Below are 14,432 nucleotides of genomic sequence, written 5' to 3'. Positions count from 1 at the left end.
ATTTAATTTAATACAATACGTTGAGTTTTAACGCTTAGCCAAAATAGCTGTGGTTATTGAGGCACCTATGAGTAAAGCAACGCTCACCCACAAACACGCTACAAAACCATAAACCTGAAACACCCACCCCGAAAGCACCGTACCCAGTAAACGCCCCATGGCATTGGCCATATAATAAAAGCCAACATCAAGCGATACACCATCGCTTTTAGCAAAGCTGACAATTAAATAACTATGCACTGATGAGTTAACTGCAAATACACCGCCAAATATAAGTAAACCTATAATCAAGGTGGCATGCACAGCCACATCAAATTGCATAAGTAGTGCTAAAAGTGCAGTTACACCACTTAATAGCAACACCCATAAATAGGCATGTTTAACGGTATCTACACTTGAATTGCTGGTGCCTGTAATACGCGGCGCTTGCGATTGCACACCACCGTAGCCAATCACCCAAAGTGCCATAAAGCCACTAACCCACCAAAAGTTCCAGTTAAACTGCTGGGCTAAATAAATAGGTAAAGCCACTACAAACCATACATCACGCGCGGCAAACAAGCATAATCGTGCTGCACTTAGTAAATTTATTGCACGGGATTTAGAAAATAACTCTTTAAACTTAGGCTTATTTTTAGCCTTACCCATGTCGCCTTTTAAAAATACAACGCTAATAATCCACGCAATAGTGAGTAATAAAATAAGGGCCTTTAAAGCACCTACAAAACCCAGTACCGTAAGGAGTAAACCACCTAAAAAGAAGCCGACCCCTTTTAACGCATTTTTTGAGCCCGTTAAAATAGCCACCCATTTATAGAGCTGGCCTTGGCCGCTTTCTCCCTCGGGCACTAAGTGTTTAATGGCGCTTTTGGCGCTCATTTTATTTAAATCTTTTGCTATGCCGCTAAGCGCTTGCGCCGCCATAACATAAGCAACTGTAAGCCATTCACTTGGCGCACATAACATGGCAAGCGCCATTATTTGCAGCGCCAAGCCAAAGTTCATGGTTTTATTAAGGCCTAAATGAGCCCCTAGCCAACCGCCCACTAAATTGGTGATCACACCAAAAATTTCGTAAAACAAAAACAGCATGGCAATGGCCAGCGCGCCATACCCTAACTGATGAAAATGCAGCACTACCAGCATACGCAGTGCGCCATCAGTTAAGGTAAATGCCCAGTAATTACCGGTAATAATTAAATACTGTTTTATTGCTGTAGGTAAATTAGCAAGTTGCTCAAACATGGTTAAAGCCCTTTAAACCTTATAAATGGTTAAACCACGTCGCTTTTAGCAACTTTAAGCATAAGCTCGGCAGTACGATTAGCGTAGCCCCATTCGTTATCGTACCAAGCGTATAATTTAAGCTGGGTATTATTAATAACCATGGTAGAAAGCGCATCAATAATGCTACTGCGTGGATCGGTTTTGTAATCAATCGATACAAGTGGTTTTTCTTCGTAACCTAATACGCCAGCAAGCTCGCTTTTAGACGCCTGAGCAAACCATTCATTCACCTCAGCGGCAGTTACTCCACGCTCAAGCTCAAATACACAGTCGGTAATAGATGCGTTAGTTAACGGTACGCGCACGGCATGGCCATTTAACTTACCTTTTAGCTCAGGGAATATATGCGTAATGGCTGTTGCACTACCGGTTGTGGTAGGTATTAAACTAGTACCGCACGAACGAGCTCGGCGTAAGTCTTTATGTGGCGCATCAATAATAGTTTGGGTATTGGTAATATCATGAATAGTGGTCATTGAGCCGTGCTTAATGCCTACTTTTTCTTGCAGTACCTTTACAATTGGCGCTAAACAGTTAGTCGTACACGAAGCCGCCGTAACAATTTTGTGCTCATTTGGGTTATATAAATTATCGTTAACGCCCATAACCACATTTAAAATGCCGTCTTCTTTTACCGGAGCGGTTACCACAACGCGCTTAACACCTTGTGCTAAATATTGATTTAACAGCTCAGTGGTTTTCATTTTACCGCTGGCTTCTATTACTACATCGCAATCAGACCAATCGGTGTCGCTAATGGTTTTGTAATTGGTAACGGCAATAGTGTGTTTACCCACACTAAAGCTATTTTCGTTTGCTGTAACGCTGTGCGCTAAACGCCCGTGCACTGAGTCAAACTCTAATAAATGGGCATGTGTTTTAGCATCGCCTGCAACATCGTTTACTTTAATAAATTCTACTTCTGGCCACTCGAGTGCTGCGCGCAGTGTTAAACGTCCCATACGGCCAAAGCCGTTAATACCTACTTTAATTGTCATAATAAATACCTTTAGTAAAGTTATATCAATTTGCTTAATTAACAGCAGCTTGCTGCACGCTCTGGGCGATTACCCATTGCATTGAGTCGATTTAAATCGTCGTTATAAAACGCAGAATTTTCGTTTCGTGTTTGCGTTAGTACGCTAAGAGCCCACTGTGGCAGGGCTTTATTAATGCTGTAGTACACCCATTGATTTTGCTTACGGTCGCTCAATAGGCCACATTGCCTAAGTTGCGCTAAATGGCGCGACACTTTAGGTTGGCTCAGTTCCAGCGCAGCAACAAGCTCACACACACATAGTTCTTGCTCATGGCTAATTAATAACATGGCTTTTAAGCGCGTATCGTCGGCTAAGCATTTGTAAAATTGAAGTGGGTTGAGTTGTTCCATAGCATCCTCGTTTAGTTAGTGTGCATACAATAAAACAAAATTAGAATATATGAAATAGTGAATATACGATTTTCCGTATATTTATTTAAAGCCCGCTTCAATTAATGTGATCTCTAGTAAATTGCAGCGCACAAAAAAGCCCAGTGGCAAACCCCTGGGCTATTACAATGCTAAGTGATCAGTTAATTAAATAACCGAAAGCTCAACTTCAATATTACCGCGTGTAGCGTTTGAGTATGGGCATACTTGGTGTGCTTTATTTACCAGCTCTTGCGCTGCTGTTTTATCCATATCACCTAGTGATACAGCTAATTTAACTGCAATACCAAAACCGCCTTCAATCGCGCCAATAGATACTTCAGAATTAATATGTGTATCACTTGGTAGCGCAATTTTTTCGCTACCTGCTACAAATTTTAGTGCACCAATAAAGCACGCTGCATAACCAGCTGCAAATAATTGCTCTGGGTTTGTGCCTTGTCCATCGTCACCACCTAGCCCTTTTGGGGTTGATAAGTTTACATTTAGACGGCCATCGTCTGATTTAGCTACACCTTCACGGCCACCGGTTGCAGTTGCTTTTGCTGTGTAGGCAACGTTTTGTAATACATTCATAGTGAACTCCAAAGTTTATCAATTAATTTATTTTGCACGCAAAATAATAAGCCAAGTAATTAGAGATTGCAAATACTTTGCATGCAAATTAAAATGTTTTTTGAGTTGAAGGTATTAACGCACTAGGAGTTAGGTATGTCATTTGAGCAACTAAAATTAAAAAATCAGCTGTGTCATAGGTTATATATGGCATCAAATAGCATTGCACGTGCTTACCGTGAGCCTTTGGCTGCACTTAATTTAACGTATCCGCAGTATGTAGTAATGATGGCGCTGTGGGAGCAAGACAAAATAACCATAGCGCAGCTAATAGATAAAACCGCTATTGATGGCGGCGCTATGACCCAAATACTCAAAAAAATGACCGAAAAGTCTCTGCTGGCTGTTATTAAAGATGATCACGATAAGCGTAAGCGTCTAATTCAGCTTACCCAAAGTGGGCAAGCCCTTAAAAACGAAGCTGCTGATATTCCAAAAAATATATTATGTAAGTTTGAAAGTGTAGACCCCACACAAGCCAAACAGCTAATGCAGCTGCTTGATTTAGTGGTAAACGATTTAAATACTAAAAGCGGTGATGAATTAGCCAACTAACGCGGTTATTTTTTGTTGAATAAACGCCCTAAATGCGCTGATCACCGGGGTCATTTGTCGCCGGTCGGCGTACATCATATAAAGCGGTAGCGGATCGCTTTGCCACTCGGGGCATAAATGAACGAGCTGCCCACTTGCTAAATCATCAATAACATCTAAGTACGACTTATACGCAATACCTTTGCCCTCTAGCGCCCATCGTCTAACCATTTCGCCATCGTTAACTATGTGTTGGCAACTTAGCTGCACTTTTTGCACCGCGCCATTTTTATAAAATCGCCACTCTTTAAACACTTCGCCAAAGCGCATAAACGTAATGGTGGTGTGCTGCGTTAAGTTAAGGGGATGTGTAAGCAACCCATTGTTTGCTACATATTCAGGAGAGGCCACTAAAATACGCGCATTATTTAAAAAAAGTGGCGCTGCAATTAACTGCGAATCTTTTGGTACACCAAAGCGCAGTGCAATATCAATTGATTGGCTGTAAATGTCGCTTACTTCGTCACTTAAGTGCAGTTTAAGTTTTACATGCGGGTATTGCGCTAAAAACTCATTAAGCCATTCACTTAGTTTATTACGCCCTAAATCGCACGGGGCCGATACCTGTAGCGTTCCCGTTACTTCGCCCACAGCGGTTTGTACTGCAGCTACCCCTTGTTGAATAAGCGAAAGTGAATCTTTGGCGTAACTTAAAAACTGCTCCCCTGCCACACTTAATCGTAAGCTGCGGGTAGAGCGAATAAACAGCACGTTTCCTAAATCTTTTTCTAGGCGCTTAATAGCTGCACTTACCGCCGCTGGGGTTTGCGCGTTTTGCCGTGCGGCTTCAGAAATACTGGCACAACTGGCTACATCTATAAAGGTTTGAATATCGTTAAATGATCGCATATTTTCAATTAAAATTTGAAAGTGCTTTAGTTTTTCATGTCTTTTTCTATTTTTCAACTGAGCTATAGTGTTTGCATATTAAAAAGTACTTAAAATCATCAGGAACCCACATGAAAGCATTTGGCTACACCAAAAACTCTAAAACACTCACACCCAACTCTATACAAGCAATTGAGCTTGATACCCCAACCGCTACAGGGCACGACCTACTTATTGAAGTAAATGCTATTTCGGTAAACCCTGTAGATACAAAAATACGTGCAAATGTAGCGCCAGAGCAAGGCTACAAAGTATTAGGTTGGGACGGCGTAGGCGTTGTAAAAACCGTTGGCGAGTTGGTTTCGTTATTTAACGTGGGGGATCGTGTATTTTACGCCGGCGATTTATCGCGCCAAGGCAGTAATGCGCAATTTCAATTAGTTGACGAGCGTATTGTAGGGCGTGCGCCTAAAACATTAACCGACGCACAAGCCGCAGCGCTGCCGCTAACCAGCATTACCGCCTACGAAATGCTATTTGATCGCCTGCAAGTGCCAAAAAATAAGCAAAATACTCAGCAATCTATTTTAGTTATTGGCGCCGCAGGTGGCGTTGGCTCTATTTTAGTACAGCTTGCCAAGCAACTTACTGGGCTAAACGTGGTAGGTACTGCATCGCGCGAGCAAAGCGTAACTTGGCTTAAAGAATTAGGAGCCGATCACGTGCTCGATCATTCTAAAAACTTAAACGAGCAGCGCAAAGAGCTAGGTTTAGCTGAATTTGATTACGTTATTGGCTTAACCCATACCGACCAATACCAAGATCAAATAGTAGAGTGTATTAAACCGCAAGGTAAATTTGCGCTAATAGATGACCCTTCATCGTTCGATATTTTAAAGTTTAAGCGTAAGTGTATATCGGTGCATTGGGAGTTTATGTTTACCCGCTCTCTATTTACTACCGCCGATATAACAGCGCAGCACACCTTACTTAATGAAATTAGTGAGCTGATAGACGCAGGTACACTTAAAACCACGCTTGGGCAAAATTTAGGATTAATAAACGCCGCTAATTTATATAAAGCGCATCAAATTTTAGAATCGCACACCTCACGCGGTAAACTTGTTTTAGAAGGCTTTGAAGCATGAATCAGATTAAAAAAATACTTTTAGTTGCAGCCTGTAGCACTGCGTTTTTAACCAGCAGTGTGTTTGCGAATTCCCAACCTACGCACACCGATTTAAAAACAGTTGCTACATTCGACGCGCAGCACCCACCAGGTAATATTGCTATTACGCCATCGGGTCGTAAGTTTTTATCGGTACATGGTTTTTACGGCCAAAAACAAAAAATTATGGAGCTATTAAGCGATGGCACCACCAAACCCTACCCTAATGAAGAATGGGCATACGCGTATAAAAACGGCAAAGGCTTTTACGACGAACTTGGCATAAATGTATCAGCCGATGGCGTGTTATGGATGCTTGATACATCAGGCCCTGATCATGCTGGGCGTTTAATCGGTTGGGATACCAACAAAGAGCAGCTACATAAAATAATTTATTTAGCTAAACCCACCATTACCGACACCTCGTTTTTAAACGATTTAGTTATCGATAATAAACACGGCGTTGTATACATTGCCGACACCGCACAAGGCAGCCAAGCCGCTATTATTACAGTAAATTTAAAAACAGGTGAGGCGCGCAGAGTATTACAAAATAGCCCATACACCACAGCCGAAAATATCGATATGGTCATTGAAGGGCGCACCATGAAACTAGGCGGCCAACCAGCACGTTTAGGGGTAAACCCAATCACACTCGACCCAAGCGAACAGTGGCTTTACTTTGGCTCTATGTCTGGCACGTCGGTTTATCGTATTGCCACAAGCGATATTAACAATAAAAGCCTGAGCGCAAGCGCCCTTGAAAGTAAAGTAACGCGTTACGGCACTAAACCCATTTCCGACGGCATTATTGTTGATGGCGGCGGCAATGTATATGTTACCGACATAACCAACGGCGCAATTGGCGTGGTAAAACCAAGCGGTAAATACCAGGTATTATTTAAAGACGAGCGCTTAAGCTGGCCTGATGGCTTTAGTTATGGCGCCGATCATAAAATATATTTTACCGTAGATGAGCTACACCGCTCGCCAGTATTAAATAACGGTAAAAATGCCAGCCAAGGAAAATTTAGTGTGCTGTCGTTCGACCCACTAGTAAAGGGTAAAGTAGGGCGCTAAATACAGCGTATAAACCATACGCCACGCACCTGTTGCGTGGCTTTTTGGTGCAACTTTTAACCCTTTTAGCCCCAAAGTGGTGCTAAGCGCTCAAAAGTTATTTTTAGTGTTTTAATAAATATCTGATTTGTATTCATAAAATATTCAATTAACAGTTGGCATAATTCTTTCAAAGTACAGATGTGTTCAGTGAAACTTTCAAGGAAAATACCATGGCTAACCTATACCACACCCTTTACCTACTATGGCGTTTAGACATTAGCGTATGGCAGGTAAACGATCCGAGCAATACCCATACTACGTGCGACAAAGAGCGAGTTTACAGCCGATAAATTTCGTATTTATAGGCTTTGCAAGCGCGGCCATTGCGTTGTATTGTTAAGTTACTAAAACAATATGATTGGAACGTGTATGCACGCCTTAGAAGTAAATTTTGATGGCTTAGTTGGCCCTACTCACAACTATGCGGGTTTATCGTATGGTAACGTTGCCTCGTTAAATAATGCGGCAAGTTTTTCAAACCCTCAAGAAGCTGTGTTACAGGGCCTTGAAAAAATGAAAGCCATGCACGACAAAGGCCTAACACAAGGTGTGTTTGCGCCCCATGCACGCCCCGATTTAAACGTACTACGTCGCCTAGGTTTTACCGGCAACGACTCGCAAGTTATTCATAAAGCATTTAAAGCCGACCCTATTTTATTGCGCGCGTGTTATTCGGCCTCTGCAATGTGGACCGCCAATGCCGCTACTGTTTCTCCATCGCCAGACACCCTCGATGGCAAAGTGCATTTTACCTCAGCTAATTTAAACAATAAGTTTCATCGCTCCCTAGAGCCTGCTACAACTACCCGCTTACTAAAAGCCATGTTTAATAACGATAGCTACTTTGCACACCACACGCATTTACCCGATCAGGGCTTTTTTGGCGACGAAGGCGCGGCTAACCATACCCGACTTTGCGACAGCCACGGCGAGCAAGGCCTAGAAATGTTTGTATTTGGTGCAAGTGCCTTTAACAGCCAATTACCAAAACCGGCTAAGTTTCCTGCAAGGCAAACACTAGAAGCTTCAGAAGCCATTTGCCGATTACATAACTTAAAAGAATCGAGCCAAATTTTACTGCAGCAAAACCCAGATGTTATAGACCAAGGCGTGTTTCATAACGATGTAATTGCAGTAGGTAACGCAAACGTATTGCTTTGCCACCAGCAAGCATTTTTAAACCAACAAGATGCCCTGCAAGAAATTCGCGATGCCTACACCGGCAGCAAACAGCTATACATAATTGAAGTACCTACCGATAAAGTAAGCATTAGCGATGCAGTAAGCAGTTACTTATTTAATAGCCAATTAGTAAGCCTAGATGATGGCTCAATGCTATTAGTAGCGCCACAAGAGTGCCAACGTAATAGCGCAGTAAACGCCTACATTGAAGAAATGATTTTAGCCGATAACCCAGTCAACCAAGTGCAGTTTTTTGACCTGCGCCAAAGTATGCAAAATGGCGGCGGCCCTGCCTGCCTGCGTTTACGTGTAGCTCTTAACGAGCAAGAACTTACTGCGGTAAACCCAGAGGTTATTTTAACCGATACTAAATACACTCAGCTTTGTGACTGGGCAAAGCGTAACTACCGCGATAAGTTAGGCGCAAGCGACTTTGCCGATTCAGCCCTACTTACCGAAAGCTACCAAGCACTGGATGAACTAACCCAACTGCTTAACTTAGGCTCAGTGTACGACTTTCAATTAGAAGGTTAATACTCGTCAGCAAAAAGCTAATACAAAAATAGCGAGCCAAGGCTCGCTATTTTTATTTGTGTTTGTGCTAATAGAGTTTAAGTTTCTTTACTTACTGTTATTGCCGATGCCATCGACTCAGATATATGCAGCGTTCGCTGCGGAAACGGAATGCTCAGCCCCGCACCTTCTATAGCCTCTTTAACGCGCTTATTTAAATCCCACACGGTTTGCCAGTAATCGCCATTTACAGCCCATGCACGTAATTGAATATTTACTGCGCTTTCGCCTATTGAGGTAACCATTACTTTAGGCGCTGGCTCTGCGAGTAATCGGCTTTCTGATTCGGCAACTTCTTTAAGTACATTTAAGCCAACATCAATAGAGTCGGCGTACGAAATTCCCACTACTATATCCATGCGCCTTTTACCGTTGCGGGTAAAGTTTTTAATGTTGCCGCCCCACACTTTACCGTTGGGCGATGCGATATAAAGGCCGTCGGTGGTTTTAAAAATAGTCGTAAATAAGTTTATTTCATTCACTGTGCCAAGCGTGCCGCTAGCATCTACAAAATCGCCTACTTTAAATGGCCTAAGTATTAATAACATAATGCCGGCTGCAATATTACTTAAGGTGTTTTTAAGCGCCAAACCAATCGCTAAACCCGCCGCGCCCATTAGCGCTATTAAACTTGCCGTATTAACGCCAAAAATATCTAAAATAAACAGCCCAGCAATTATGTAAACTAAATACCCCGCAATGCTCGATAACAGCGGTAGTAGCGTTTCGTCTACTTTTTTTAATGGCGACTTAGAATTTTTAATCGCTTTTTTTACTGAACGCGCAATAAGTGCACTCGCAACTAAAATAGCCAAAGCTAATACCACTTTGTAACCTAAAGTGATGATAGTTTCTGAATGGCTTTGCCAAAACACAATAAGTTTATCTTTCATACATATTCCAACTATGGGCTGATTATCAGCAAGAATTAAATCTATACACTTCAAAAGAAGTGGCGGGAGTATATAGTAAAAATTTTAAAGCGATAGCGATAGCATTAAAATAAGTGGAGGGTGTGCCTATATCAGCAAATTAATTGGGCAAAGTTTTTCTTTTTTTCGCTTAAATTTTCACACTTAAAACCTTAGTGCTCGCAAACTAGTTAACCTATGGCGTACATACTTTTGTTCAAAAATGCGCAAAGTAAAATAAAGATTAATTTCAAGTAACTATTCTAAAAACCAGTTCAATCTAAATTCAGCTTAGCTCTTCTACAATCCGCTTTATAAACTAAAGGAGTAAATCATGAATTTTAAATCAACATTAGTAAGCGGCGCCGTTCTTTTTGCATTAGCGGGGTGTGGCTCTTCAAGTGATGACAATAACGCAACACCACCACAATCTAGCGACAAGTCAACCTTTAGCCTTGGTGTGTCAGATGCGCCGGTTAGTGGTTTAAAAGCGGTTAACGTCGTGTTTGATTCAATCACTATTAAAACACAAGGCGATGAAGAATTTATTTTTGAAACCCGAAGTGAAGCTGACGCATCTCAACCGCAAATGGTTAATTTGCTCGATTACACCGGTGACGATGTTTTTGAGCTGCTTGACGATCAAGAAGTGCCAGCAGGCGAATACTCGTGGATCCGCGCTCAGGTTATAAATGGCGATACTAATAACCTTAGTTTTACATCTCACGTAGTATACGAAGACGACAGCATTGCTCCGCTCGTGGTTAAAAGAAAAGGGAATGATGGTGTAGGCGAAATACAACTCGATGGCTTTACACTTAACCAAACTGATAACGACTTTGTTTTAGAATTTGACCTAAAAAAATCGCTGGTCGATCCCCAAAATAATGAGGAGATCTTTTTAAAACCTAGAGGCGTACGATTACAAAATCTTTCTGAGTCACAAGAAATTGAAGGCACAGTAAGCCAAGCGCTTATTAATAACTGTGAAACAGACAATATCGCCACTGCTGCTGCAGATTCATCGTTTGGACACGCCGTATATTTATATTCATCAGATGCTCAAATACCTAAGGATATATACGAAATAGATGAGCAAACCCCAGAAGATGCCCCACTTGCGACCGCAAATGTTGTATTTGATCAAGACGATAACCAATATGAGTTTGAGCTTGCTTTCATTACACCGGGAGACTACCAACTTGGCTATACGTGCACCGCACATATAGACGATGCAGAGCTAGAAGATACCGATTTCACTGTTTATCAACTTAAGCAAATTAGTGTACCGCAAACTGAGGACCTTTCAGTTAGCTTTGACATAACACAATAAACGTATAGCGCACTTTAAGGTGCGCTTTTTTTTATAAAAAGTATAACAAAAACGAACACTCCACCTTTGCAAAAACCCATTAAAGCCACTCACCTAACATCATCCAAATAATTCATTCGAAAAGTGACCTGCATTCAAGCCCCGTTAACCCAGAACTGGTACAGTTAATAGCACGTATTAGTTAAACCGTTCTTATCATTTTGAATATGTAAACATAGGAGAAATAATCATGGCGAAAGAAAAAGTAGCTCTAATTACAGGTGCCTCTAGTGGCATAGGTGAAGCGAGTGCAAAAACATTGGTGAATAACGGCCACAAAGTCATTCTTACCGCCAGAAGTGAAGATAAATTAGCTGAACTAGTTGAGTCATTAGGTGAAGATAACGCACTGAGTGTACCCGCAGATGCCACCGACTTTACCGAACTTGAAAACGTAGTAACAAAAGGGCTTAAAAAATTTGGCCGACTAGATGCCGCATTTGCCAACGCAGGTATGGGCGTTTCAACCGCAGGCACTGAAAAAGGCGACCCCGATGAATGGTCAACCATGATAGACATAAACATTAAAGCCCTGCTGTGGACGGCAAAAGCAACACTGCCACATTTACGCCAAAACAAAGGTCACTTTATATTAACCAGCTCAGCCGCTGGCCGTAAGCCAATAAAAGGCTCTATTTACGGTGCAACTAAATGGTTTGCTTACGGGTTTGGGCAAAACTTAGCTGAGGAAATGAGCGAGTGGAACGGCCGCTGTACCACCATAGCCCCAGGCATGGTGAACACCCCATTTTTTGATGAAGCAAAGCCCGACAAACTCGACCCGCAAGATGTAGCCGATGCCGTACTGTTTGCAATAGAAGCAAACCAGCGCAACAACGTGCGCGAGATATATTTAATGCCGACTAATTAACGCTGATTGGTTGAATTTGAGCTGTCAGGTTTAGTGCCAATGGTGTTAAATCTGACGGTTGTTAACTTTAAATACCGGCTGGATAGAATGCAGAGAAAATATTCGTCACCAATAAAAGCTTACTATATGTACAGTAACTCTAAATCACCATCACTAGGTTCGAATATTTCAAGCCAAATAGTAACACCATTTTCATCGCAACATTCAATATCAAAGGCTCCATCATAAACTTCAACTATTGTTCCAACATCACCGACTTGAGGAGCTCTTGAGCCAAAGCTTTTTTCTGAATAGATAAACTTTTTATTAAGAGATATAACTTTTACTACAGAGTACTGCTTCATTAGATTCTCATGTATTTATAACGCCTAAACATTTACTCAAAATTTTCAAGAACACAATATTGAACCCCGCCACTATTGTGCTTCCCAACTAAACTTATGCATTTGAAGGACTCACCACCATCAACTGAAATCTGAACCTCTAAGTCTTGATTCTCGAACGTTTGCAGCTCTTTGATGAGTTGCTTGATTGTTTTGCCGCGAGTTACCCATTCAGGGTTATCATCTATATTATCGTCCACAATTTACCCTCTACCAGAAGAACACCCAACTCCGAATTAAGTAGTAAGTAACGGCTACACCTAACTTAAATCTTTATGTCGTAAACACTAAATTCAAAGCAAACCGAAAAGGCCTAGTGTTGGCAATGATCTTAACCGCTTTGCTATTTTTTTGCTTGCCACACTTTAACAGTGCCATCCATACCCGAAAGAATTTTCCCATCTACCTCTAGACGAATTAGTGATGCCAAAATAGATGACTTCCCCACTAGAAGTATATGTCCGAGTCCTCGGTGCGTAAAAGCTTCATTTGAGTGCTCAAACATATATTTATGAACCTTTTCATCCAGCTCATGTTCCCAGCTTTTAACCGTTAATTCTGCAACTCTATTTGAAAGCTCTTTAAGGTTTCCAGTGATTTGGTTGCTTTCTTTTGCTTCTGAAAGAACCTTTTCAGTTTCCTGTGCGACAACCTCTTTAAGTTGGTTTGCGTGTAAGAAATGCTCTTCGTTGGAGAAATCACTAGGTGCATATAAAACCTGAGGTTTAAAGACTAATACAAAGAAAAAAAGCGTGACGATAAACACTGGGAAGAACATTACAAAATAGATGAACTTTTCTTGTAAAGATAAGGGTAAAGCAACTAGAGCTCCCGTTGCAAACGTCTCAGCTGCACCAGCAAAAATTGCCACTATCGTCAATGGGTTACTTACTTTCATGATACTCCCAATAAAAAGCATAACACCTAATTTCTAGTTGATGCTTTGTTATGTTTACGTTACTCACCATACTCAGACAAATATAATTTAATACCCAAATTACTCATTATTGACATAGCTTCTGGTGATAGAATAGCTCCACCACCACAAGCATTCTGTCTGATGCTAAAACCTACATCGGCAATGTATTTTGATGGAGTTAAATTAAGAGGATTTTCTAACAGCCAACTTTCAAGCTCTTGGATCTGGATAGGCAGTTCCCAATGACCTTTTGCTAAGTGAGCTAGCTTTTCATTCGATTGTTCAATTTTGATATAAATTGGCACCTAACTTCCTTATATACCTAACACTTACGATAAGCGGTTTGGCGACGCTCTTCTGACAAATCCGTCTTCATCATTTTGTTATACCTATTCTACCCAATGTATGTCTGTAATGACCATATAAGTAAAGCCAGTTTTATCAGCAGTTCTATAAGCGCCTTTAGCATTTAAAATATAGCTAGTAATAGATGTCATCTCCCAACCATCGACTTCGTCTGCAGACCACTTATCATTTATAAGTGCATCGAAGCCTTTAGATTGGCCAAACTCTTTAACTTTGTACATTTGATCTTTAACATTATTCAAAACTGAAGAATTTGCCCATGACCAAAGCCATGTGTTTGACTTTATCGATACAGAGCCAACAAATTGCACTTTTGCAATAACGGCTTTTATTCCGTCGTTCGAAAATACCAAAGTTCCATTCTCTTGATCCCAATCGAAACGCTCGTGCCCTCCAATTTTATATTCATCCATTATTGCATCTTGCTTTGCTGATAACGAGTTATGGGCAATTGTTACGAAGTCAGCCCAATCATCATTCGCGTGAGAGTTTGACATGAACAAAGCTAATATAGATGCGAAAATTTTCTTCATACTTCCTCAATAGGTATAACAATTTAGTCTACGACATTTGTCGTTTTACAAACCGACAAATGTCCCTATTTTATACTGATTTTATCCTAGTTATAAAATAAACACCTGTAAACAAATAGTTAGTTTCGCTTTACCTTTCTAAATGCAGCAAAACCCCAAAATGGTGGAGATCAGTAATATCAGACAAATCGTTGTTTAGTTATACCGGTTGGTTATTAATTAACAAATCATATTTTAAATACCTGAGTTTAAACCAGTAACGCATACCCCTTTAACCCT

General features: G+C 41.1%; 17 protein-coding genes. 6 read left to right on the top strand and 11 right to left on the bottom strand.

Annotated elements, in window-relative coordinates:
- Nucleotides 1-27: 27 nt before the first annotated feature.
- The 4 genes from arsJ to ATS72_RS17625 all read right to left on the bottom strand — a co-directional run bounded on the left by arsJ (nucleotide 28) and on the right by ATS72_RS17625 (nucleotide 3,292).
- Nucleotides 28-1,245, bottom strand: a complete 1,218-nt coding sequence (gene arsJ / locus ATS72_RS17640) for an organoarsenical effux MFS transporter ArsJ (protein WP_058429937.1) — start codon at nucleotides 1,243-1,245, stop codon at nucleotides 28-30.
- Nucleotides 1,246-1,274: 29 nt separating this feature from the next.
- The gene (locus ATS72_RS17635) at nucleotides 1,275-2,285 is read right to left on the bottom strand and encodes an ArsJ-associated glyceraldehyde-3-phosphate dehydrogenase (protein ID WP_058429938.1); all 1,011 of its coding nucleotides are present in this window, start codon (nucleotides 2,283-2,285) and stop codon (nucleotides 1,275-1,277) included.
- Between the two features lie 38 nt (nucleotides 2,286-2,323).
- Nucleotides 2,324-2,677 carry a metalloregulator ArsR/SmtB family transcription factor gene (locus tag ATS72_RS17630; protein WP_004587025.1) on the bottom strand — a complete coding sequence of 118 codons (354 nt, stop codon included), beginning with the start codon at nucleotides 2,675-2,677 and terminating at the stop codon, nucleotides 2,324-2,326.
- A 186-nt stretch (nucleotides 2,678-2,863) separates the two neighbouring features.
- On the bottom strand, nucleotides 2,864-3,292 hold the full coding sequence (locus ATS72_RS17625; protein WP_004587024.1) for an organic hydroperoxide resistance protein: 429 nt from the start codon (nucleotides 3,290-3,292) through the stop codon (nucleotides 2,864-2,866).
- Nucleotides 3,293-3,427: 135 nt separating this feature from the next.
- On the opposite strand from ATS72_RS17625, the gene ATS72_RS17620 reads away from it, so the two are divergent.
- Nucleotides 3,428-3,886 (top strand): MarR family winged helix-turn-helix transcriptional regulator, encoded by a 459-nt coding sequence (locus tag ATS72_RS17620; protein ID WP_058429939.1) that lies wholly within the window; start codon nucleotides 3,428-3,430, stop codon nucleotides 3,884-3,886.
- Here ATS72_RS17620 and ATS72_RS17615 read toward each other — a convergent pair.
- Nucleotides 3,875-4,774: a LysR family transcriptional regulator gene (locus tag ATS72_RS17615; RefSeq protein WP_074210183.1), complete on the bottom strand. Its 900-nt coding sequence runs from the start codon at nucleotides 4,772-4,774 to the stop codon at nucleotides 3,875-3,877. The genes ATS72_RS17620 and ATS72_RS17615 overlap by 12 nt on opposite strands.
- A 110-nt stretch (nucleotides 4,775-4,884) precedes the next feature.
- Between ATS72_RS17615 and ATS72_RS17610 the strand changes: the two genes are divergently transcribed.
- The 3 genes from ATS72_RS17610 (at nucleotide 4,885) to astB (ending at nucleotide 8,759) form a co-directional block, all read left to right on the top strand.
- On the top strand, nucleotides 4,885-5,901 hold the full coding sequence (locus ATS72_RS17610; RefSeq protein WP_058429941.1) for a zinc-binding alcohol dehydrogenase family protein: 1,017 nt from the start codon (nucleotides 4,885-4,887) through the stop codon (nucleotides 5,899-5,901).
- Nucleotides 5,898-7,001: an L-dopachrome tautomerase-related protein gene (locus ATS72_RS17605; RefSeq protein ID WP_058429942.1), complete on the top strand. Its 1,104-nt coding sequence runs from the start codon at nucleotides 5,898-5,900 to the stop codon at nucleotides 6,999-7,001. Before ATS72_RS17610 ends, ATS72_RS17605 begins: the two co-directional genes overlap by 4 nt.
- 411 nt (nucleotides 7,002-7,412) lie before the next feature.
- A complete protein-coding gene (gene astB / locus ATS72_RS17600; protein WP_006794420.1) occupies nucleotides 7,413-8,759 on the top strand; it encodes an N-succinylarginine dihydrolase in 1,347 nt (448 codons plus the stop codon).
- Nucleotides 8,760-8,836: 77 nt separating this feature from the next.
- On the opposite strand, the gene ATS72_RS17595 is transcribed toward astB, so the two are convergent.
- Nucleotides 8,837-9,691, bottom strand: a complete 855-nt coding sequence (locus tag ATS72_RS17595) for a mechanosensitive ion channel family protein (protein WP_058429943.1) — start codon at nucleotides 9,689-9,691, stop codon at nucleotides 8,837-8,839.
- A 352-nt stretch (nucleotides 9,692-10,043) separates the two neighbouring features.
- Between ATS72_RS17595 and ATS72_RS17590 the strand changes: the two genes are divergently transcribed.
- Together ATS72_RS17590 and ATS72_RS17585 are read left to right on the top strand one after the other, a co-directional pair.
- On the top strand, nucleotides 10,044-11,042 hold the full coding sequence (locus tag ATS72_RS17590; RefSeq protein WP_058429944.1) for a DUF4382 domain-containing protein: 999 nt from the start codon (nucleotides 10,044-10,046) through the stop codon (nucleotides 11,040-11,042).
- Between the two features lie 229 nt (nucleotides 11,043-11,271).
- Nucleotides 11,272-11,952: an SDR family oxidoreductase gene (locus tag ATS72_RS17585; RefSeq protein ID WP_058429945.1), complete on the top strand. Its 681-nt coding sequence runs from the start codon at nucleotides 11,272-11,274 to the stop codon at nucleotides 11,950-11,952.
- Between the two features lie 122 nt (nucleotides 11,953-12,074).
- On the opposite strand, the gene ATS72_RS17580 is transcribed toward ATS72_RS17585, so the two are convergent.
- The 5 genes from ATS72_RS17580 to ATS72_RS17560 form a co-directional block, all read right to left on the bottom strand.
- Complete coding sequence (locus tag ATS72_RS17580; RefSeq protein ID WP_029773664.1) at nucleotides 12,075-12,296, bottom strand: hypothetical protein; 222 nt, start codon at nucleotides 12,294-12,296, stop codon at nucleotides 12,075-12,077.
- Between the two features lie 32 nt (nucleotides 12,297-12,328).
- Nucleotides 12,329-12,535, bottom strand: a complete 207-nt coding sequence (locus ATS72_RS17575; protein ID WP_201020840.1) for a hypothetical protein — start codon at nucleotides 12,533-12,535, stop codon at nucleotides 12,329-12,331.
- 143 nt (nucleotides 12,536-12,678) lie between these two features.
- Entirely contained in the window at nucleotides 12,679-13,233 is a 555-nt protein-coding gene (locus tag ATS72_RS18895; protein WP_074210189.1) for a hypothetical protein, read from the bottom strand.
- A gap of 59 nt (nucleotides 13,234-13,292) precedes the next feature.
- Nucleotides 13,293-13,559 (bottom strand): hypothetical protein, encoded by a 267-nt coding sequence (locus tag ATS72_RS17565; protein ID WP_058429947.1) that lies wholly within the window; start codon nucleotides 13,557-13,559, stop codon nucleotides 13,293-13,295.
- Nucleotides 13,560-13,643: 84 nt separating this feature from the next.
- Nucleotides 13,644-14,117: a DUF6882 domain-containing protein gene (locus ATS72_RS17560; protein ID WP_058429948.1), complete on the bottom strand. Its 474-nt coding sequence runs from the start codon at nucleotides 14,115-14,117 to the stop codon at nucleotides 13,644-13,646.
- Between the last annotated feature and the right edge of the window lie 315 nt (nucleotides 14,118-14,432).

Source organism: Pseudoalteromonas sp. 13-15 (assembly GCF_001468205.2).
Taxonomy (GTDB): domain Bacteria; phylum Pseudomonadota; class Gammaproteobacteria; order Enterobacterales; family Alteromonadaceae; genus Pseudoalteromonas; species Pseudoalteromonas marina.
The sequence above is the reverse complement of the archived record's forward strand: the minus strand, read 5'-3'. Positions and strand labels throughout refer to the sequence as shown.